This is a genomic window from Leptothoe sp. ISB3NOV94-8A (genome assembly GCF_043421595.1).
Taxonomy (GTDB): domain Bacteria; phylum Cyanobacteriota; class Cyanobacteriia; order Phormidesmidales; family Phormidesmidaceae; genus Leptothoe; species Leptothoe turfae.
Window position 1 is genome coordinate 2218698 of record NZ_JAXSQW010000001.1, and the last position, 17843, is coordinate 2236540.

Below are 17843 nucleotides of genomic sequence, written 5' to 3' on the forward strand. Positions count from 1 at the left end.
ACGTTGGGAACATCACTGCAAACCATGGTGAAGTCCAATGCCAGATTGGTGGCCATTGCTATGGCAATCGCCGTGGTCATTCGACTATTTATTGCAGAACCTCGATTTATTCCATCTAACTCGATGGATCCAACCTTACATATTGGCGATCGGTTGCTGATCGAAAAACTCTCCTATCGTTTCCATCCACCGCACCATGGCGATATTGTGGTGTTTGAACCACCGCCACAGCTCCAGGCCATTGGCTATCGGCCTGAGCAGGCCTTTATTAAACGGGTTATGGGTTTGCCTGGTGACACATTAGCTGTCCGTCAAGGTCAGGTCTATCGCAATGATCAGCCCCTAACAGAACCCTATATTCTGGCTGCTCCTAACTATGAGATGACCCCAGTCGCGGTGCCAGACAATACTGTTTTTGTCATGGGAGACAATCGTAACGACAGTAATGATAGTCACATTTGGGGTTTTTTACCCATAGAAAATATAATCGGCCATGCTACTGTACGCTTTTGGCCCCCGGATGACTTAGGAACGGTTTGAAGTAGTAAGTAACTGGTTCAAAAGAACAGACATGGACCGCAGGGCGCAATGGCAAAGCTCTAGTCTTGAAAAAGGATTAGGTTTTAACGGCGGAATACCGAACCTCTTTCCCTTACAAGCTTTGCTAGGCTAATCAAGAAAATACCGTAACGGCATTGTGCGATCGCAACGAGGAGCTTGGCTATGGCAGCAACTGACTTCAAAGATTATTACCAAATTCTGGGGGTCAGTAAATCCGCTAGCACGGACGACATTAAACGTGCTTTTCGCAAGCTCGCTCGTAAATATCATCCAGACGTTAACCCTGGCGACAAAGTAGCTGAAGCCAAATTTAAAGAAATCAACGAAGCAAACGAGATCTTATCGGATCCGGAAAAACGTCGAAAATATGACCAGTTTGGCCGTTATTGGCAACAGGGGGGGCGTGCAGGTGCAGGCGCAGCCCCGGGCGATTTTGGTGGCTTCGACTTTAGCAACTACGGCAGTTTTAATGAGCTACTAAATGAACTGTTGGGAGGGTTAGGCGGCGGCTTCCCCGGTGGAGCCCGCACGACCTATCGTCAGTCCACCGGTGGCGGCCCAGGGTTTGGGTTTGAAACCGCTGGGGCCAATAATAGTGCCCAGTTTGACCAAGAAGCCAGCATCACTCTGGCCATGTCAGATGCGTTTAATGGTTCTCAGAAAAAGTTTCGCATCGGTGGTGATGCACTGACAGTCAAAATTCCAGCCGGTGTAAAACCGGGTAGCAAAATCCGTCTGCGGGGTAAGGGACAAATGAATCCTTACACCCAGCAGCGGGGCGACATCTACCTGACGGTAGATATTCAACCCCATTCTTTTTTCCAGTTTGATGGCGACAATAACCTGGTGTGCGAAGTCTCTATCTCTCCCGATGAGGCCGTATTAGGGGCCAAAATTGACGTCCCTACCCCTGACGGTAGTGTTAATGTCAATATTCCTGCCGGGATTCGCTCTGGTCAAACCCTGCGTTTGCGAGGTAAAGGATGGCCCAAACCCAAGGGCAGTCGCACCGATCAGCTGGTAACGGTGATGATTAAAGCGCCCAAAAGCGTTACTGATAAAGAGCGTGCTCTGTACGAGCAACTGCGTAATGTACGCAGCTATAACCCCCGACAAGAGTTGCAAAATGTCAGGCTGTAGGCTGTAACTAGCTAGCAAAAAGCGAGTAGAGTCATTGCCTACTCGCTCTTTGTGGGGTCATTTTTTGTGGGGTCATTAACGGGTGAAAGGGGCGCGCTATTGGCTAAGTCTGTGACGTAGCGTTCACCGTTATATCGCAGGACAGGAACCGCTTCATCCATTTCAGGCTCAGTTGTGTCAGCGGGAGCATCCAGGATGGATGCTTCTTCTTCCAGACTGTGTTCCAGATCTGTGACAATTTGCCCCTGATGGTTAAGCTGGGCAGCCACCTCAGTTTGGTCTTCTAAATCCCCTGTGTAGGACACCAGATTGGAGAGGCTGTTGAGTAAATCCCGCACATTACTGCGTAGGGTGGGATCGCCGGTCAAGGTGTCCACATCGGCCATGATTTTTTGGGCGCTCTGAAACACATCGCGGGCGGATTCGATGGTTTGCTGTAGCAGGACTAAGTTTTCGCTGGTGTTAAGTCTCGAAGAAATATCCCGCAAATCCTGGGATGCAACGGCAGCATTGGTGGCTAAAAGCTCAATGTTGTTCACCAGAGTGCCATCCTGGATGACGGGGCTGAGGGTATCTAAAGCCAAACGCAACTGCCCCGTGCTAGCACTAATGTTGTCAAGGGTAATGGCCAGATCATCTTGGTTGCTGGCCAGCATCGTATTGACCTGGGTCAATGTGACATCTAATTGCTCAGATGTACGTACAGTGGTTGCTTCTAGCTGGTTAGCTGCTTCCGATACAGACGCCAAGGTCTGGCGTGCTGATACGGATAGGGGTTGAATTTCATTGCGTAGACTTTGAGCCATCAAAGTCACTTCATCGGTCAGTCCAACGACGTTACCCGAAATTTGGCGAGTATTGTCCAGAATTTCCCTAGCATCTGCCAAGAGTTCAGGGTCAGCAAGGGCCTCAGAAATCTCCTGGGAGGATTCCAGTAAATCCTCATAGTTCACCCCCACCAAGCCATTCACCCGGTCGCCATTGCAGAGAATTACGCTACTATCACAGTCGCGTGCAATGGGCTCAGGTAAGGAATCGTCGTTCACACTGACGTCTGATGGCGGTTGAATGGCAATCGTCGTTTCACCAATGAGTCCCGACTGACTTGTTTTAATGACTGACTCGGCGGGAATACGCAGGTCTGATTTATTGATCTGAATCTCGACTACCACTGTATTCGAGCTTGGGGTCATGCGAGTAATTTGGCCGACTTGCACACCACGATAACTAACGGCGGAGCCTTCCAGGATACCGTTGGCGCTTTCAAAATCCACCAACAGGCGATAACTACGCTGACCGTAGTTCACACCTCTTAGCCATATAACCAGACCGCCAAAGAGGGCCACACCTGCTAGCACTAGCAGGCCAACAGAGCCTTCACGAATGGTTCTTGCACGCATTAGTTTCCTATGGGATTAACGGTAGATAGTACAGCCAGTCGTACACCCTGGGGAAAATTATAAAGGGGAGTCTAAACCTCGTCTATATCTAGAAAGTCGTCCCATATTCAGAAATATTGTTCTGATCCAGGGAAATGCGCGGTTTCAATTTCGCTACATTTAACAGAATCAATTGGTAACTCGAATCGGGCCGTCGATGGCGGCACTAAAAAACTGTCGGACATAGGGGTTAGGGGTAGAGTCAATGTCTTCAACAGGTCCCATCCACTGAATGGAGCCTTTGTGCAGCATAACGACACGATCGGCGGTGCGACGAATTGTGCTGTCCTGGTGAGTGACAATTAAATAAGTGCTACAGCCCCGGTTGCCATGGATGTCACGAATTAAATCTTCAATCACCGTTGAAGCAATGGGATCTAATCCGGCAGTTGGTTCGTCATAGAGCAAAACCGTTGGCTTTTCTTCGGCCTCACGGGGATTATTGATGACGGCGCGGGCAAAGCTTACTCGCTTGCGCATACCGCCTGAGAGTTCGGCTGGGTAGCGATCGCAAATGTTCGGTAGCCCCACCATCTCCAGGGCATGTTTAGTCAGTTCATTAATCTCACGCTCTGCTAAATCAGAGTTTTGATATAAGGAAAACCCGACATTTTCCTGTACTGTCAATGAATCAAACAGGGCTGCCTGTTGAAACACCATGCCAATATTGACCGGATCGTTTGTCGCATCTTCAATCAACCCGTGGCGCTGCTGGCCAGCCACAAAAACATCGCCATTGTCAGCAGCGAGCAACCCCGCAATGATACGCAAAATAGTCGATTTTCCCGTACCTGATGGGCCGATGAGGGCGACGGCTTCACCGGGCTCAACAGTTAGGTCAACATTGTCAAGTACCTGATTGCTACCAAATCGTTTAGAAATACCCTTGAGTTCAAGAATTGGGATATCCCCTCCGCAGGGAGACTGGGGAACAATCGCGTTAGGTTCTGGGACAGACATGGCGGTGGTTGCTATAACTCGCTAACGAGCTGGGGACAGCTTATGACAAGATAACCCAAGGTTATAAAAAGGGCGTGAGAGATAAGCCTATGCTCTTGTGGATCGGTTCAATTAGGAAGTTTTTAAAGCGTAATATCCGATTTGTTTGGCAAGAAACAAAGGATTTAACCCCAGTGAACAAGCGCTGGGTACGCTGGCTTCTACCGGGTCTTTTAGTCAAACGCTGGCTGTTTCTAAGCACAGTGGGGGTGCTCCTGGTGGGTCTAGGGGCCATGATTTGGTTAAGATTAACTCCCGTCTTTTTGACCGTTCGATTTGTATCTACGGTACTGCGTACGATCACTCAGCTGATACCCCGATACATTAGTGGACCGCTGGCCATCATCTTTGGATTATCCCTAATTATTTGGGGGCAAAGTCGTACCCTGGGGTCAATTACGGAAGTTTTGCTACCGGGCAGCCAGGAAAGTAGCCTATGGGATGCGATCGCATCCCATCGTAAACTCAATCGCGGTCCCCGCATTGTGGTTGTTGGCGGTGGAACGGGCTTATCTACCATGCTACGCGGGTTAAAACGTTACAGCGCTAATATCACTGCCATTGTGACCGTGGCAGATGACGGCGGTTCATCAGGGCGACTACGGCGGGAAATGGGCGGTCTGCCCCCTGGCGATATTCGCAACTGTCTGGCCGCCCTGGCCGATCAAGAAAAACTGGTCACTGAACTTTTTCAATATCGCTTTAGCAGCGGCAGCGGTCTCAGCGGCCACAGTTTTGGCAACCTGTTTTTGGCCGCCATGAACGAAATAACTGGCGACTGGGAAAAGGCCATTGAGGCCAGTTCCCAGGTACTGGCGGTACGGGGTAAAGTGCTGCCTTCCACCCTCAGCGATGTCAAGCTGTGGGCAGAACTCAGCGATGGTCGGCGGATTGAGGGAGAGTCGAATATTACGAAGGCGCGGGGCCGCATCGTCAATATTGGCTGTACTCCATCTGCGCCACCAGCTCTGCCTAAAGCCATCGAAGCAATTAAGGAAGCTGACTATATCATCATTGGCCCAGGTAGCCTTTATACCAGCATTGTGCCGAATCTACTGTTGCCCGATATTGCAGATGCGATCGCATCTGCCCAGGTCCCCCGTGTATATGTGTGCAATATCATGACCGAACCCGGTGAAACCGACGATTACAGTGTTTCTGAGCATATTCGTGCCATTGACCGAGCCTGCGGTCGCCGGTTATTTGATGCTGTCCTTGTGCAAAAACGTTCACCCTCGACAGCGGCACTAGAGCGTTATCGCAAAGAGGGGGCAGAGCGAGTGGTGTTTGATCGAGATGCCGTCATCGCTTCAGGTCGCCGCATTGTCATCGCCAATGTCATGCATGAAACCGAAAAGGGCACCATTCGCCACGACCCACCACGGCTGGCTAAGGTGCTCATGCGTTGGCACGCCAGGGTTTATTGATCATTATGTAGGTCAAACAATTATGTGGAGATGTTCCATGGAACGTCTCCACATAATTATCCCTTAGCAAAAAAACGATTTGATACCCAGTTAATCACACCGATGGCGATGGCCCCTGCCATCAAAATACCAATGGAGGGCATAAATAGGGGGTCCCACAGGCTGTACCAGATGTCGAACCCCAAATTAATATGGGCAGCTTTGCCTGCTAAGGACACTACAAACCACCCAAAACTGAGCAGCACAAAGAAAAGGTTGATGGTTAATGCTGTATTTAACCAGTTGATTAAGCGATCTTTCATTCAGACAACAAAAGCGACTTACGGTCTAATAGGTCAGATTATCAACCCTAAAGGGCAATTAATCGAGCACAATCGGAGCAGACTTGACTGAATATTTGCCCCAAAGTCATCAGTAGATCGCCCGGAGATAGCAAATATGATGACATTTCTCAGTAAAGTTTAATGTCTTAAAAAGGAAACTCTTAACACTCTAACAAACACCGAAACAGTCAAGTACCAGCCTCTTATTAGTCATATTTAAGATGCACATTGACCTTGAAATTGGCATCGCAAAAAGACAAAAAAATATGGCTGATCCAATCAGGATAGCCATACTGTAGAAGCTGAGTTTTACCGACGGTGAACAACAGAAGGGATGAGGGGTAAAGCCCTACACAGCATCAACATCAAGTCCTTGAGAAGCTTTTAAATTGTCAGGATCAACGTAGTGGCAAACTGAATCATCGATACAAATTAAAGCCCAACCAGACTTTTCGATTCCCATCAATTCATAGGGCCCATCCTGAACAAAGAACCCCTTGTGGTTTCTAGTTTCAGGCTTAACTTCTACAGCATGCTTATCCATTTTTTTAAGACTCCTTGCAACGGGGTGAGTTCCAACAAAAAGAAAATCTTATTGGAATCTTTTCTTAAGCTTATCAGTTCCTTTTTATTCCGAGCGTTAAGTTATCTGACCTCAAAAAAATGCAAAAAAAAAGCGGGGATCATTGCCCCGCAACCCTTACAAAAAGCTAACGAACACCCACTACCCGACGTTTGTTAAGGGGGGGGTAGCGCCTGATGTTTTTAGGGCAAAAAAACAAAAATTCATAAATTTCTGTAAACCCTTAAAGTATCCCAAGTGGATCGTACGTTGACGCCACATGCCCTTTACAAACAGGGATTTCAGCTATTGAAAATCCAGTTTTCTACTTTTTTAAGACTGGCCCAATCGGGTTTTCTAGTTAATCCTTCTTTAAAATTCTGCCGTATATCGTCTTGAACCTCCTCAACTGACATCACAAGTTGAGTTGCTAATTCGATATGTTCCCGTACTCCTTTACGACCGCTATCAAGAATTGCGATCGCAATGTTGATATGGGCTTGAGGGTCTTGAGGTGTGATCTTAATGGCTTTCTGAGCAGCTTTATAGGCAGCAGTAGGTTTCTCCGCCAGTAAATAGAGCCATGACAGGCATGTGTAGATAGCACTATTTTTGGGTGCCTGTGCGCTAAGTTCCTTGAACATAGGAATCAGAGTATCGACACTTTCACCTGCCTGGTAGCGGTTCAACCCCTCTTCAAACAGTTCATCAATGGTTTGGCTCATGGGAAGTTTTTATCGAAAACCTTCCCATTTTAAGCCGCCTTAGGCACTAAACGACTTGCCACAGCCACAGGTTTGGTCAGCGTTGGGATTCGTAAATTGAAAGCCACCACCGATGAGGGCATCGCTATAGTCGAGCACCAGTCCGTAGAGATAGAGCATGCTCTTTTTATCACAGATAACCTTGAAGCCTTCATAGTCAAACACTTCGTCGTGCTCGCCAAGATTGCCAAGGGTTTCAAAGTCCATCATATAAGACATGCCAGAGCAGCCTCCCTGACGTACCCCGACTCGCAGACACAGGTCATTTCCCTGTTTCTCTTTTAACGCGAGGAGGTGGGAGAGAGCCGCCTCAGTCATCATGATTCCCTGTTGCGATTGAGTAGCTTGGGTCATGGGTCGTGTGGTTAACTAAAATTCTGCCGTTAATACTTATATAGTGTAGCTTCAGGGACTGATAGAGCGCTTTTCTAGCTTCAATGGCAATCATTGAATACAGCCACGTTTATTACCTTCAATAGTTGAACAAATCTATCGGGACATAGCCAATGGTTTGATTCTTCTCCACAATAGAGGCTGTTTATATACCCATATTTATGCCTCCACTGAGCCCGTTTACCCGCCGTCGTATTCAAAAGCTACCCCAAACGGATAGTGTTTGGGAGGGGGGACGTTTTTCTATGCCTGAAGCCCAGGAAGATGAGCGTGACTGTATTTTGTGGATTGATGGCAATCAGGGGTATGTACGCAGTGTAGATCTGATCTCTGCCAATAGTGGGTATGACGCCGTAGCGCGGAGTTTACTGCAGGCGATAGAACATCCCCAAGGACCTGCTGAACCAAGCCGTCCCCAGAGAGTTGTTGTCAACGATCGAGAGTTACAGTTTTTTTTGCGGGGTGTGCTTCAGGATTTAGAGATCGATGTTGTCTATGGGGCTAAGCTGCCTTGGGTAGACGAAATTTTTGATCATGTGTTGTCCCACTTCTCCGTACCGTCCTCCTCTTTGCCGGCAAATTACAGCGAGAGTCTTCGTCAAAAAGCGCTGGCGTTGTGGCATGAAGCGCCTTGGTATCAACTTAGTGAGCAGGAACTACTGGCGATTGAGTTAAATCAATGGGATGTGGACACGCTGTATGTGTCTATTTTAGGCATGGCCGATGTGGACTATGGTTTGCTGTTTTATCGCAATTTGGATTCACTATTGCAATTTCGTGAGCGCGTTCTGGATTGCGATAGCATCAGCGCCGATTTACCCATGTCTATGTCTCCCCAGGATCTACAGCAAATTTTTCTGACGCAGGACTGCTTTTTTCTAAACTACGTTGTCGAACGCCCCCGCCAGCCAGAACCTGATGATTATGAATTTGGCAGTATCCACCCCCTTGAAGGGATGCGCCATGAACTAGATGAGGCGGAGGCCGCTACGTTGATCGTGGCATTAGAGGCCCTGCATCGCTTTTTTAAAAAAGCGCCCGATCCCCTTAATGTTTTAGAGCCCATTGAAAAAACCTTCCGAGTGCCTAACCCTATGGAAGGCAGCCATCCTAAACAATGCACGGTAAACGTGAAGTCACTGCCAGAGGTTTCGACTAATTTGATGGCAGAAACTGAGGGCATGTTGGATCTAGGAGAGAATTTTGCCAGTGGTCCTATCTTGCACGATGATCTTGTCCCTGATGGCGCTCTGATTTTACTGACCAAGCTACCTCCAGACCGCCTCAAGCAACTGCGCACTGGCAACATGTACTATCAGCCTGTTGCTAGCGTTAAAGCTAGCGCCAAAAAAGCCGCTTGGCCTGTGGTAATTGTTCAAACATCTCGCCCTAAAGCCATGGCCCTGGTTGAGCACATCGAGTTAATAGGCGGGATTAAGTCCATGTGTTTCAATCCTGGTCATGATCCGTTTAGTCAGCTCACATTTCAATTGGGCATTTGGCAAGCTGGTGATAATAGTTTTCACCTATTCCATGAATATGACGTGAGCGATGGTCAACATCGCACTGCCCTAGATAAATGGCATCAACAGCAAATCAAAAGTCATGGTTGCTGCGGCGTTATGATTGCGGCAGGGGTGACGGGACGAAATCGGGGAAATCCCCAGGAAAAAGATGTTGTGGCCTTTTTAGAAGTTAATTTTTGTCCCCCTGAAGCCCTCAATTTGGAGCCCCTAGTCTTGAGCTATGCCTTGGAATAATGTGGGGTATACGTTAGTGTCGCCATTCAATCTTCACAACTCAACCCTGAAAACGGATGCACATCTAGTAGTCTGTAAATCTTGAACGTGATGCACTACGATCCCCCTTCATAAATTCCTCAGATTCTTTACCTACAAAAGGTATGGGAGGAACTATGGACGGCGGAGTCATTGTTCAGGGAGGACGACATGCTATTTGTGAAAGACATTATGACCAAGCCTGTGATTGTCATTCGCAGTTCGGCAACGGTAGAAAATGCAATTTGGCTGATGCGGACTAAGCGCGTGCGATCGCTAATTGTAGAAGAGGCTGAAGGTCAGGGTCCCTATGGGATTGTAACTGAGAGAGATATTATCTATAAGGTGATCGCTAAGGGCAGCTCTCCACACTTTACTCGGGTTAGCAATATAATGCGACGTCCTTGTATCCGCATGCCCATGAATGCCACGTTACAGGAAGCGGCCCAAATTTTCTCAGCCACAGGTGTGCATCGAGCTCCGGTAATTGAGGATGACCAGCTACTGGGCATTATTTCATTGACGGACATGCTGATGAAAGGACACCCAGGTGCCCTGTCTCGGGATGAACTCTCCCAACGAGTACAATCAGCGTTACAGCATGCTCGAATCATTGATGATGAAGATGCTCAGATTCAACAAGAATGTGACATCGCCTGGCAAGTACTTGAAACCATGAAACCCCAGACGGTTACTTCGGTTTAATGGGGATGTACCTATCGTGGAGTAGGGGTAATGGCTATGGGAAAAAGCATGAACACTCGATTTCGCGATCGCACCGAGGCAGGCCAGAAACTAGCGCTACAGCTCCAAGCCTACGCCAATCGTGCGGATGTTTTAGTGTTAGCCCTGCCACGGGGTGGGGTGCCCGTGGCCTACGAGATTGCCCGCACCCTCAACCTAACCCTGGATCTTTGTTTGGTACGCAAGTTAGGAGATCCCGATAATAAGGAACATGCCATCGGAGCCATTGCCGCAAATGGTGCACGGGTGATTAACTATGACGTTGTCCGCTGGTTGGGAATTACTAAACAGCAGCTTGAAGAGATTACGGCCCAGGAGCAGCAAGAGTTACAACGCCGAGAACAGGTGTATCGCGGTAATCGCCCTAAAGTCAATGTCTATGATCGCATTGTTGTTTTGGTTGACGATGGGTTAGCCACTGGGGCAACTATGCGGGCGGCGGTGATGGGGGTGCGATCTCAATATCCAAGGCAGTTGATTGTAGCTGTACCCATTGCGTCTCAAAATGCATACCAACAACTTAAAAAGCAGGTAGATCGGCTGGTGTGTTTGTGTATTCCCAACCGTCTGTTTGCCATTGGGCTGTGGTATGACAATTTTGAGCAGGTCACGGATGAACAGGTTTGTACTTTACTGGATCGCTTGACTGTTGCGCACAATCTACCAGGGTAAAGTCTGAATTTAGAGAGATCCAACTAAACTCTTGAATTAAAAAGATTTCGGCGACTAACAACAATGTTTATATCAGGCTGTACAACACCATTAAAGCAAGCTTTTGGGCAGGTGATATGTTGTGCAACAGCTACGTATAACATGCGCCCAAAGAGATGTTTTAACCGGGCCAACGGAGCAAAACAACTTCTTCTCTAAGATCTACTTCGGTCTTAGACGCACGTCTTGTGCGGAAAAGGTCGATACCCATCAGTTCATAACCGAGATCTTGAGCAATGTGGGCGAGCAGGGAGCCCGTGGGGATATGCACCTGTAGGTAGGATGCCTGGTCCCCAACAACGTAGGCTAATCGGGCATTGGGACGGAGTCGCGATCGCAAATTAGCCAGATGACAAGCCATCCCACCAAAATAAAGCGTTGTTGCCCGCGCATACAGTCGAGAAAACCCACTCGTTTTACCCAGTTCTTCCCGTCGTCGATTGATGGTATCGGCAATCTCTAAAATCTGAGGATAGTTTTGAATCCATCGATCATCATCGTCATCACGATAGACACAACGGCTATTAGATCGCACCAGTTCATGCTTAATTGCTTGCAAACCAGCCTTATTTTCCAAAAATCCCAGGAGTACTGACTCTAGACGAGTCGTTCGGGTATAGTCTTTTTCATTGGGATAGGGAGGTGATGTGATCACCACATCAACCGAGTTGGGCGCAATATGACGATGGGGCTGACGGGCATCCCCCAAATGCACAACAGCAGACTGGGTTGGTGAAAATGCATTCCCTAAAGCACTCAAATCCTGGACCATTATGTTGACCTGTTGTAACCAATGAGCAACCACCTGAGCATCGGACTTGTGTTTGCGGGCAACACTTACCTCCGGAGCAAATCGTAGATTGCTCGCAAATACCGCTGAGTTTGCTAAGGCAAGGCGGTAATGTCGCCAAGCGACGCTAGAACGGTCCCGATCAATATGCCCTAACAACGTCAGAACTTTTTGGAGCGGCCGGGGACTAATGGCATCTTTAAACAATAAGCCAGCCGCTTCTGGAGATAAGCTTGGGGCAAAATTTGGTAATAGATCTAACTCGTCCCGCACGGCTGCCGCAATCACCTCAGCGGTTTGGGACAAATGCTCCGGTAGCGGTGACCAATCTAGTTTTACAGAGGATGCAAAATGCGCCATTGGATTTGCTTCTAGCCCAACGGCAGGTAGACCAAGTTTTTTCGCTTCAACGACAGTGGTTCCTGTTCCAGAGAACGGATCTAAAACAACAGTTTGTTCAGTCGCTTGCAGTCGATGTAAATAATGTCTCACTAAGTGAGGCGGAAAAGACAAGACAAACCGATACCAGTTATGGATAGCTCTATCCTTAGAGCTCAGTTGGTTACGGGCTTTACGACCAATTTCAAGGTCTAAAAGATCTGAGTCAGACAACGTAAGAGATGCCATTAGTAACTGTGATAAAACGCTTGGCTTGGCCCCATGCAAAATATAAAGACTTTAAATTCAGCGCAGATTAGCGTAAGTGTTGGACTAAGAGTTTGATACCTTATTCAAATATGGGCCAGGGGCAGTATAACGGATGTTGTCTTTCAGTACAAATGAATTATTATGACGGGTATAACAAAGTGTCGCATAGAGCTCGGCTGAATGTATTGGTGTAATTTGGCATTCTAAGGATGTCAACCAAATCACGTGAGACAGCTTCGACACAATAAGCGTGAGTTAGTATTGCGCTTCTCAAATTTAGGGCGTCATCACATTGCCGGAAGCGTTACGAATCTGGCACGACTGGGGTCACTTAGCTTAGTTAGTGTCGTCTGGCTGGGGTATCGTCAAGCGCCATTACTGTGGGTGGTGCTGATGGCAGCAGGCATTTTATTGATCTTGGTAGAGCCCTTTGTGCCAACACTCTATCCTGAGGTAGCCACCTGTATATTCAACAAAGCATTTAATCGGTTCACCATTGTCCACGAAATTCCTCGGGGTCGAAAACGTCAGCGACGGGTTAATCACTATCACCTCAGCCACATTGAGCAAGTGCAAGTGTATCGTCAGCGAGTGGGGTTATGGCGTTTGAACTACGTGATGATCATCCGAGTGTCGTCCCCAGCCAATACAATTATCCATGTCAATGGCTGGTCAGATCAGGTGCTGATTCAAACGGGTGCCCGCCCCATTCAGCTGCTATCTAAGACCGTTCGCTATCATCTGGGTCGACGCACTGCCGTTGATTGGTCTTTCATTGATATTCCCCACGGATTACCCATTACTGAAATTGGTCGCAGGATTGTTTCTCGTAACTCTATGGAACGGTTGGATAAGTTTGACCTGCGACGGTTAGCCCACACCATTGAGCAGTTTATTTGGTCGCCGTGATCGCTCGTACCATACCCAGACCGAGAAATGTTTTATTGCCAATACCACAGTAACGGCTAAAGTTCGTCAGCGCGTTGATACGCTTAATAATCAACGGATCCGCTGTACCTGAAATTTGAAATGTTAAATCACCGAGGCAGCCAATAATTGTTTTATTACCACCAATGGACACTGTGACCGTACGCAAATCAAAGGTTTTTGCAACAATGGGGGTAATGGTGTCAGGGGCGAATACCAGTCCACTGTAGCGATTCCAGCACTTGCGCAAACCGTGAAAAACAGCATCGCGTGTGGGTAGTGGAGACTCTTGTTCTCCCTGGCGAAAAACCGCAGGTGTAATGAGCTGAAACGTCAAGTGACGGTTACTGTCAGACGCTTGCTTATACAGTTGTTGATAACTAATATGGCTGGTCCATTCTGGAATATTGGCCGGTGCAAAATTTGTGATGTGTAACCGCGCAGGTCCCAGATACCAAGGTTTACGGGCAGCTACCTGTTCCAATCGTGAGCTGATGTGCTTAAACAGCCCATCATCTAGTAGAGCAATCCGCCACCAGCAGTGAGATCCGGCGGGCATTGAACTATTCGCATATTGAAATGTAGTGGTTTCTAACTGCTGACGCGGGAGTAAAAATTTAAGGTTGCGGGCTGACGTGGTTTGAGGTTGAGACGCCATCTGTAACGGACTCAAAGCAAACGCTCGATAACTATATGCTTGTAGCGTTTGACTCAGGTCTACATCAACGGCACTAATGAGGGCTAAAAACAATCGGTGTAGATGATATCCTCGAAGATATTGGAACGGGATAGTTGATTCCGCAACTAGATTAATCACTAGACTTTCTGGCATGCCGTTGGGGCTCTTGGCCGTGGTAGATATCCCTTTCTTCTAGATGTAATAGTGATGTCCAGGACAGTTATCGTCGGGGAAGTCAGGGTGTTCACTATAGCTCGGCAAGCCCAAAAACAAATAATCCCAGTCTAGTTCTACGACCAGACTGGGACACAGCAGACTATAGACCATATATGGATAAAGATGCTTGGGGCATGATCGACCTAAGCACCGGCTGAAACCTTGAGTTTTACCGTTTACTTAAGAAGACGAGTGATCCGAATGTCATATTCAGTTGCTTTAGGATATTCTTGCCCTGCTTTAAATAGTGCAGTGTCGTGGGCATCTGTGCGACCACTGGCATCTATTTCATAGCGAGTCGCCATAATACGATTGCTGGCATGATTTTTCCCAGCACATTCTTTAATATCGACGAACACTTCAAATGTGTGCATGATGGGCTCTCCTTATCCGCCGGGTAGCAATATCGGCGAATACCCAAGTATGTTGTGTCAATCTAGGATCACTGATGAGTTAGCCGAAAATAATTGATGAATCTTGGTAGTTCGACACAACTAGTTTTAGAAACATGAAGCCTGAGCCCAGCTATGAGAACGTGAGAAATTAATAATTTGAAGATGAAAAAACACCGTTTGCGCACTCTGAACGAAAAGCTGTGCGGTATGATATCACCCGAGTAGGCTGTTTACTACCAAGCATTTGAGAGCAGCTGAGCACGTAAGCATCGGAGAGTAATCGTGACTATTTACGTTGGAAATCTGTCATTCCAAGCCACAGAAGATGATATTAGGGATGTATTTGTCGAGTACGGTGAAGTGGCCCGCATTACACTGCCTGTTGACCGTGAAACTGGTAAACGTCGTGGCTTTGCCTTTATCAACATGGTCAAAGATGAGGAAGAAGATTTGGCCATTGCCGAATTAGATGGTGCCGAGTGGCTTGGACGTGAGCTACGGGTGAATAAGGCTAAACCCAAAGGTGATGACAGCCGCCGCCCCAGCCGCAACAGTAACTTTTCCCGTAACCCTCTTTAATGTTTAGTTTTTCGCCAAACTGATCACCATCCCTTCATGGGCCAGCAAAACTTGAGGCTCAACATCTTTAAGCTGATGTGCGAAGGCCTTTAACATGGCATCAGTTTGGCGAGGACCATAATGAACCATGGCAAGTCGTTTGACCTGGGCTGCCTGGGCCAGGTTAATGGCCGCTTGCCATGGTTTCTGGGAAGACGGAATTTGGATCTGATCGCACATATCTATATATAGGCCATCGTAGATGAGTAAATCTGCGTGATGGGCTAGAAATAGTAGATTTTCGTCAAGATGCTCATAATCAGTATCTGTGGCATATACCACCGACTTGTCCTGATAATTCAGTCGGTATCCAAGGGCATTATTGTCAACATTTAAGCCGATGGGCTCAATTTGAACATTGCCAATTTGCAGGGTTTCACCAGGGGTAATGTCATGGAATGTGAGATTAGCCCGCATGGTGTGTAGGGGAAGCGAAAACCCTGGTTTAAGCATCTGTGTTGTTAAACACTGTTTGATGGAAGCCCCATTAGCAGCTATTCCACCATAGATATGAAAGTGATTGCCCGCTTCAAAGGCTGGTAAAAAAAATGGAAATCCTTGAATGCGATCCCATTGGGTGTGGGTAAAAAACAGATGGCCTTCCACAGGCACTGACGTTTGATATAAGGTTTCACCTAGCACCCTAAGACCGGTGCCACCATCAAAAATAAAACGCTGTTGATCGGCCAAAACCTCAATACAGGATGTATTGCCTCCGTAGAAGGCTGTGGCTGCACCTGGTGTTGGTACGCTGCCACGCACCCCCCAAAATTTAATCAAGAGGCCCGATTGAAATTGTAGTGTGCTTTCTGTGCCTGACATATAGGCAGATACACTCACGGTGTGTATCCCCAAACTGTACGCATGCTCATGTAAGGTTGGTTGTCCCCTGTAACCTCAAGGATACTAGTAGGCATTATAGGGACACATTTTATACGGTGATGTATCCCTATAATGCTTAATCCACTATTCGGAGATTACTAGCTCCATACCGGACTACTTAGCAGCAGCAATACACTTTTCTACAAGAGGTTGCACCTCATCCAGGCCTTTCCAACCCAAGATTTCGGTTACTTTCTTCTCCAAGTTTTTGTAGGTTTTAAAGAATTCTGCAATTTCATCTAAACGATGAGATGCAATGTCATCTAGAGTTTTAACACCTGCATAACGAGGATCTTTGTCAGGAACACATAAAATTTTCTCGTCACGATCGCCACCGTCGATCATTTCGAGCATACCGATAGGTCTAGCTGCGATCACACATCCAGGGAATGTGGGTTCATCCATGATGACCATGCCATCTAGGGGATCGCCATCATCAGCTAATGTGTTGGGTACAAAACCGTAGTCATAGGGATACTGAACAGACGAGAAAAGGACGCGATCTAGGGCAAATGCATTGATATCCTTATCAAACTCATACTTATTCTTGCTGCCGCCTGTAATCTCGATCAATACGTTGATCAGACCTGGCTTAGGCTGAGCAGGAATACGAGATAAATCCACGATACTTCTCCAACTATTAATGAGCAGTCGGGATAAACGTAAACCGTCTATCCCGATAGCATTTTAGGAGAAAAGGGAGACAGCACCCACGGAGTGGTTAGATCTTATTCGTTTGTTTGTATTGCCGAGTAAGGTAAACCATTCAGGGTATCGATGGGTATTGATGAAAAATAAGTTACCGTAAATAGGGGCAATGTCAGGGTTGCTAAGGCAATAAAAGTACCTAGTAGTTCTACAAGTGGACTATGAGGGGGTTCAGAATTAGACTCTAACTGACTGGCAGATTCCATGCTGGAGGATATGCAAAAAATGATAAAAAACTAAGGTATACGTTGCTCTCATTGACGTATAGGCCTTGGAGGGTATGAATTTAAAGATGTTAAGTGACCCTATGGTGGTCTGTTCATAAAGGAGTAGTTTGTGATGGGTGCTAACTGCCGACATCCACTAGGGTAAACATCAACGGGGCCATGCTAAATTCCTGCCGGTATATGTCAAAATGCAAATCTTGACAATGCTCACTTGATCCAAGGTTAGCACTGGTTTGTGGATCTAGACGCAGCTTAAAATATAAAGTATAAGCCGTATCCAAGTTCATGGCTTGTCCAACACTATGGGGCAGTCTAATGGCTTTGTTCTATCAGCTCTCGAATCACCTTCAGTTCAGCCAGTACCTGGCGTAGAAGTTGATGGGTAATGGTTTCTGCTGGTTGGCTAATTTCAATGGTGACCTGTTTAATCCCTAAAACATCTTGAGCAAAGCGGGCTACTTCGTTGGGATGGAACATCAGCGGCTCTTCTTTATGATGTCTTGATTCAGGGTTAAGACGCTTATGGTCAAATGGGGGATTAAGAATTAGAGCATCGGTGTTGGCATAGCGATAAACCGATGCTCGGGAACGGTTTAGCACCTTTTGCACTGATTCCACACTCATGAGGTTATGGGTGTCAGCTTCGACGGAAACGTGGGGCTCGAGGGTATTAATGGCTGTAGTGACACTGTCTAATGCATTGGTTATGTCGGACATGGGGAAACCAATCTTTGTTTTATGGCTAGACACACTCTACGCATATTGAGCCTCATGTCAATACTTAGGGTCTATTTTTAAGACAATGAGTGGTTCTTAGTGGTTCATGGGCTTGACTGCCTAGCTTTTTGCAACATGTGATGGTGGGGCTACATGGAAGTCTTAATTTGAGATTCAGAGTCTTTTAATTGGTCT

General features: G+C 47.2%; 21 protein-coding genes. 8 read left to right on the forward strand and 13 right to left on the reverse strand.

Annotation, left to right across the window (positions count from 1 at the left end; genetic code table 11):
• Positions 1–24: 24 nt before the first annotated feature.
• Together lepB and SPB21_RS09580 are read left to right on the forward strand one after the other, a co-directional pair.
• Entirely contained in the window at positions 25–540 is a 516-nt protein-coding gene (lepB, locus tag SPB21_RS09575) for a signal peptidase I (RefSeq protein ID WP_250566207.1), read from the forward strand.
• A gap of 183 nt (positions 541–723) precedes the next feature.
• Complete coding sequence (locus tag SPB21_RS09580; RefSeq protein ID WP_499866419.1) at positions 724–1701, forward strand: DnaJ C-terminal domain-containing protein; 978 nt, start codon at positions 724–726, stop codon at positions 1699–1701.
• Between the two features lie 38 nt (positions 1702–1739).
• On the opposite strand, the gene SPB21_RS09585 is transcribed toward SPB21_RS09580, so the two are convergent.
• Entirely contained in the window at positions 1740–3101 is a 1362-nt protein-coding gene (locus SPB21_RS09585; RefSeq protein WP_499866420.1) for an MlaD family protein, read from the reverse strand.
• A gap of 168 nt (positions 3102–3269) precedes the next feature.
• The gene (locus tag SPB21_RS09590) at positions 3270–4100 is read right to left on the reverse strand and encodes an ABC transporter ATP-binding protein (protein WP_499866421.1); all 831 of its coding nucleotides are present in this window, start codon (positions 4098–4100) and stop codon (positions 3270–3272) included.
• Positions 4101–4189: 89 nt separating this feature from the next.
• Here SPB21_RS09590 and SPB21_RS09595 point away from each other — a divergent pair, with 89 nt between their 5' ends.
• A complete protein-coding gene (locus SPB21_RS09595; RefSeq protein WP_163664068.1) occupies positions 4190–5566 on the forward strand; it encodes a gluconeogenesis factor YvcK family protein in 1377 nt (458 codons plus the stop codon).
• A 56-nt stretch (positions 5567–5622) separates the two neighbouring features.
• Here SPB21_RS09595 and SPB21_RS09600 read toward each other — a convergent pair whose 3' ends face one another.
• The 4 genes from SPB21_RS09600 to SPB21_RS09615 form a co-directional block, all read right to left on the reverse strand.
• Entirely contained in the window at positions 5623–5868 is a 246-nt protein-coding gene (locus tag SPB21_RS09600; RefSeq protein ID WP_163664070.1) for a DUF8620 family protein, read from the reverse strand.
• A gap of 370 nt (positions 5869–6238) precedes the next feature.
• On the reverse strand, positions 6239–6433 hold the full coding sequence (locus SPB21_RS09605) for a hypothetical protein (protein ID WP_006514008.1): 195 nt from the start codon (positions 6431–6433) through the stop codon (positions 6239–6241).
• 320 nt (positions 6434–6753) lie between these two features.
• Positions 6754–7176, reverse strand: coding sequence for a tetratricopeptide repeat protein (locus SPB21_RS09610; RefSeq protein ID WP_163664073.1), 423 nt, complete (start codon positions 7174–7176; stop codon positions 6754–6756).
• A 39-nt stretch (positions 7177–7215) separates the two neighbouring features.
• Entirely contained in the window at positions 7216–7569 is a 354-nt protein-coding gene (locus SPB21_RS09615; protein ID WP_006514010.1) for a HesB/IscA family protein, read from the reverse strand.
• A 200-nt stretch (positions 7570–7769) separates the two neighbouring features.
• Here SPB21_RS09615 and SPB21_RS09620 point away from each other — a divergent pair, with 200 nt between their 5' ends.
• The 3 genes from SPB21_RS09620 to SPB21_RS09630 all read left to right on the forward strand — a co-directional run bounded on the left by SPB21_RS09620 (position 7770) and on the right by SPB21_RS09630 (position 10802).
• Positions 7770–9368, forward strand: a complete 1599-nt coding sequence (locus tag SPB21_RS09620) for a DUF6930 domain-containing protein (RefSeq protein WP_499866422.1) — start codon at positions 7770–7772, stop codon at positions 9366–9368.
• 189 nt (positions 9369–9557) lie between these two features.
• Positions 9558–10091 carry a CBS domain-containing protein gene (locus SPB21_RS09625; RefSeq protein WP_499866423.1) on the forward strand — a complete coding sequence of 178 codons (534 nt, stop codon included), beginning with the start codon at positions 9558–9560 and terminating at the stop codon, positions 10089–10091.
• A 48-nt stretch (positions 10092–10139) separates the two neighbouring features.
• Entirely contained in the window at positions 10140–10802 is a 663-nt protein-coding gene (locus tag SPB21_RS09630; RefSeq protein WP_163702171.1) for a phosphoribosyltransferase, read from the forward strand.
• A 160-nt stretch (positions 10803–10962) separates the two neighbouring features.
• Here the strand turns inward: SPB21_RS09630 and SPB21_RS09635 are convergent, their stop codons facing one another.
• Positions 10963–12258, reverse strand: a complete 1296-nt coding sequence (locus SPB21_RS09635) for a DNA methyltransferase (RefSeq protein WP_499866424.1) — start codon at positions 12256–12258, stop codon at positions 10963–10965.
• Between the two features lie 246 nt (positions 12259–12504).
• On the opposite strand from SPB21_RS09635, the gene SPB21_RS09640 reads away from it, so the two are divergent.
• Entirely contained in the window at positions 12505–13188 is a 684-nt protein-coding gene (locus SPB21_RS09640) for a hypothetical protein (RefSeq protein WP_250564917.1), read from the forward strand.
• Here the strand turns inward: SPB21_RS09640 and cas6 are convergent.
• Positions 13172–14038 (reverse strand): CRISPR-associated endoribonuclease Cas6, encoded by an 867-nt coding sequence (gene cas6 / locus SPB21_RS09645; RefSeq protein WP_163702168.1) that lies wholly within the window; start codon positions 14036–14038, stop codon positions 13172–13174. The two genes, SPB21_RS09640 and cas6, sit on opposite strands and share 17 nt — an antisense overlap.
• 239 nt (positions 14039–14277) lie before the next feature.
• Positions 14278–14475 (reverse strand): hypothetical protein, encoded by a 198-nt coding sequence (locus SPB21_RS09650; protein ID WP_006514017.1) that lies wholly within the window; start codon positions 14473–14475, stop codon positions 14278–14280.
• A gap of 303 nt (positions 14476–14778) precedes the next feature.
• On the opposite strand from SPB21_RS09650, the gene rbp reads away from it, so the two are divergent.
• A complete protein-coding gene (gene rbp, locus SPB21_RS09655; protein ID WP_006514018.1) occupies positions 14779–15075 on the forward strand; it encodes an RNA-binding regulator in 297 nt (98 codons plus the stop codon).
• 3 nt (positions 15076–15078) lie between these two features.
• Here the strand turns inward: rbp and SPB21_RS09660 are convergent, their stop codons facing one another.
• The 4 genes from SPB21_RS09660 to SPB21_RS09675 form a co-directional block, all read right to left on the reverse strand.
• Positions 15079–15954, reverse strand: a complete 876-nt coding sequence (locus tag SPB21_RS09660) for an MBL fold metallo-hydrolase (RefSeq protein ID WP_348917943.1) — start codon at positions 15952–15954, stop codon at positions 15079–15081.
• Positions 15955–16110: 156 nt separating this feature from the next.
• A complete protein-coding gene (locus SPB21_RS09665; RefSeq protein ID WP_163664090.1) occupies positions 16111–16620 on the reverse strand; it encodes an inorganic diphosphatase in 510 nt (169 codons plus the stop codon).
• 104 nt (positions 16621–16724) lie between these two features.
• Positions 16725–16910, reverse strand: a complete 186-nt coding sequence (locus tag SPB21_RS09670) for a TLTLP motif-containing protein (protein WP_006514021.1) — start codon at positions 16908–16910, stop codon at positions 16725–16727.
• Positions 16911–17243: 333 nt separating this feature from the next.
• Entirely contained in the window at positions 17244–17648 is a 405-nt protein-coding gene (locus SPB21_RS09675) for a DUF8631 domain-containing protein (RefSeq protein WP_163664092.1), read from the reverse strand.
• Between the last annotated feature and the right edge of the window lie 195 nt (positions 17649–17843).

Coding starts and splice junctions, on each gene's coding strand:
- lepB (WP_250566207.1), top strand. CDS start 25: ATGGTGAAGTCCAATGCCAGATTGGTGGCCATTGCTATGGCAATCGCC.
- SPB21_RS09635 (WP_499866424.1), bottom strand. CDS start 12,258: ATGGCATCTCTTACGTTGTCTGACTCAGATCTTTTAGACCTTGAAATT.
- SPB21_RS09625 (WP_499866423.1), top strand. CDS start 9,558: ATGCTATTTGTGAAAGACATTATGACCAAGCCTGTGATTGTCATTCGC.
- SPB21_RS09630 (WP_163702171.1), top strand. CDS start 10,140: ATGAACACTCGATTTCGCGATCGCACCGAGGCAGGCCAGAAACTAGCG.
- SPB21_RS09590 (WP_499866421.1), bottom strand. CDS start 4,100: ATGTCTGTCCCAGAACCTAACGCGATTGTTCCCCAGTCTCCCTGCGGA.
- SPB21_RS09675 (WP_163664092.1), bottom strand. CDS start 17,648: ATGTCCGACATAACCAATGCATTAGACAGTGTCACTACAGCCATTAAT.
- SPB21_RS09670 (WP_006514021.1), bottom strand. CDS start 16,910: ATGGAATCTGCCAGTCAGTTAGAGTCTAATTCTGAACCCCCTCATAGT.
- SPB21_RS09585 (WP_499866420.1), bottom strand. CDS start 3,101: ATGCGTGCAAGAACCATTCGTGAAGGCTCTGTTGGCCTGCTAGTGCTA.
- SPB21_RS09600 (WP_163664070.1), bottom strand. CDS start 5,868: ATGAAAGATCGCTTAATCAACTGGTTAAATACAGCATTAACCATCAAC.
- cas6 (WP_163702168.1), bottom strand. CDS start 14,038: ATGCCAGAAAGTCTAGTGATTAATCTAGTTGCGGAATCAACTATCCCG.
- SPB21_RS09580 (WP_499866419.1), top strand. CDS start 724: ATGGCAGCAACTGACTTCAAAGATTATTACCAAATTCTGGGGGTCAGT.
- SPB21_RS09620 (WP_499866422.1), top strand. CDS start 7,770: ATGCCTCCACTGAGCCCGTTTACCCGCCGTCGTATTCAAAAGCTACCC.
- SPB21_RS09605 (WP_006514008.1), bottom strand. CDS start 6,433: ATGGATAAGCATGCTGTAGAAGTTAAGCCTGAAACTAGAAACCACAAG.
- SPB21_RS09595 (WP_163664068.1), top strand. CDS start 4,190: ATGCTCTTGTGGATCGGTTCAATTAGGAAGTTTTTAAAGCGTAATATC.
- SPB21_RS09650 (WP_006514017.1), bottom strand. CDS start 14,475: ATGCACACATTTGAAGTGTTCGTCGATATTAAAGAATGTGCTGGGAAA.
- SPB21_RS09610 (WP_163664073.1), bottom strand. CDS start 7,176: ATGAGCCAAACCATTGATGAACTGTTTGAAGAGGGGTTGAACCGCTAC.
- SPB21_RS09615 (WP_006514010.1), bottom strand. CDS start 7,569: ATGACCCAAGCTACTCAATCGCAACAGGGAATCATGATGACTGAGGCG.